Origin of the sequence: Tenebrionibacter intestinalis (assembly GCF_016632365.1) — a bacterium.
GTDB lineage: Bacteria > Pseudomonadota > Gammaproteobacteria > Enterobacterales > Enterobacteriaceae > Tenebrionibacter > Tenebrionibacter intestinalis.
The window spans coordinates 1-1,599 of record NZ_JAEPBH010000114.1; the positions used below are offsets into that span (position 1 = coordinate 1).

The following is a 1,599-nucleotide window of genomic DNA, read 5'->3' on the forward strand; positions in this document are numbered from 1 at the left end:
GGTCAGGTTAACCGTATCGCCACGGTTGCTGGTCGCATATAGGGTCAAATCCACGCATTAAAAATCACTAATTTGTACTAACTACGGATTTAGCCCGCATTAATTTCATAAAGTTGCACTGAAGTGCACTATATTGCATTAAATTTTCTAATGGGATCGGGTGTCGGGGCGCGGCCCTGACCATGTCGTCTTTTGGAGCACCGGCGCAGGTGGCGGTACTCCAAAAACACATCTTGTCTGTCTGTTTCTAAAAAATGCAGGAAAAAAATCCCGCCAACTATGAGCGGAAGTGTAGTCTGTTAGTCATCGTACTTAAAGTCGATATTTATCTTGAGGGTTTCAACATTTACCGTTACTTCACAGCTATGCCAGAATGGTTTTTCTTGTGATTTAAAGTTATCAACAAAGAAATTCCTTAGTTCAATCAAAAGATCTAAAAGTCTTTCACTGGCATCCGCTGTTTCAGTGATCCAATGTTGGTTACCTTGCCTATCAACATAATCATAAGTAAACTCACCACAGTCGCTTTCTGGCTCTAACGCTGCACACATAATGATTTTTACCGCATCGTCAGGAGTGATCGATAGCAATACTGAACCAATATCATTATATATATCTTGATCAGAACGCATTATTTCCCTCCAGGTGCATTGTTAAATACTTTTTCAATCGGTCGACCACCGTCAATCGAATACACGACTTTAAATTTATCAGGTCTGACACTATCACCGATATACGATGGTTGAATGTTAACCTTAACCGCTTTTCCTTCACCTAACGCTTTCGCCCAAGTATTTTCCATCTGCTTCCAAGCTCCCTTATTCAGATTTCCATCCATCGGAACAAGGTTAAGTTTTTCTCCCGGCCCATTGAATATACTTGCAATTAAATGGCCGCCTTCATCTCCTTCAAAGCCACACTTTCCTGCTTTACATTGTTGATAGCCATTACGATCCTTCACGTTAGGGCTCAGAGTCGCTTCCACCTGACTTGGTCTCGCTAGATTATCTGTTTTGTAAATCTTATCACCATCAACCGGATAAACAGAGTTTGGCTTGGGGTTATTTAGCTCTTTATTCCAGTTTCCTTTACCACCAGAACTATGGGTTAATTGCTCTAGAGTTTCGGTACTCACCTTCTGCCCGGTCTGCTTCTCAACAGTCATTAGTGCTTTCAGTTCTGACAGTTCACTGGACGACATTTTGCCAACTGTCGCGACCGTCAGACCTGCTGGTAATGCATCGCCAGCGGCCATCTCTGCCACCCAGATGCTCACCTCATTAGCGCATAATACTGGATTAGCCCCGCACGCACTTACCGCTGCCTGGGCGGCCGCAATCAGTTCCGGCGTGGCTGCAGCAATTACACCACCTGTAGCACCTGCACCCAGCGCTACGGCTATCGCTTTGTTTACCGCCTCGCCGCGCTGACAACTGGCTGAAGAAGGAGCATCTGCACAAGACAGCACATCCTTACCGTGCTCCTGGACATATTTAGTCTGGCTTTCTTCCGTACCGCCCAGCAGGTTGTTGTTAACCGCATTCTTCCCGGCACCGGCACCCGTCGCGGCTCCAGCTGTATTCCCTGTAGCGATCCCAC

General features: G+C 45.9%; 2 protein-coding genes. Both read right to left on the minus strand.

Features of this window, described 5'->3' with window-relative positions; all coding sequences use genetic code 11:
• Positions 1-299: 299 nt before the first annotated feature.
• A complete protein-coding gene (locus JJB97_RS17900; RefSeq protein ID WP_238715431.1) occupies positions 300-632 on the minus strand; it encodes an immunity protein YezG family protein in 333 nt (110 codons plus the stop codon).
• The coding region (locus tag JJB97_RS17905; protein ID WP_238715432.1) for a DNA/RNA non-specific endonuclease at positions 632-1,599 on the minus strand (968 nt) is incomplete at its 5' end. The genes JJB97_RS17905 and JJB97_RS17900, both read right to left, overlap by 1 nt.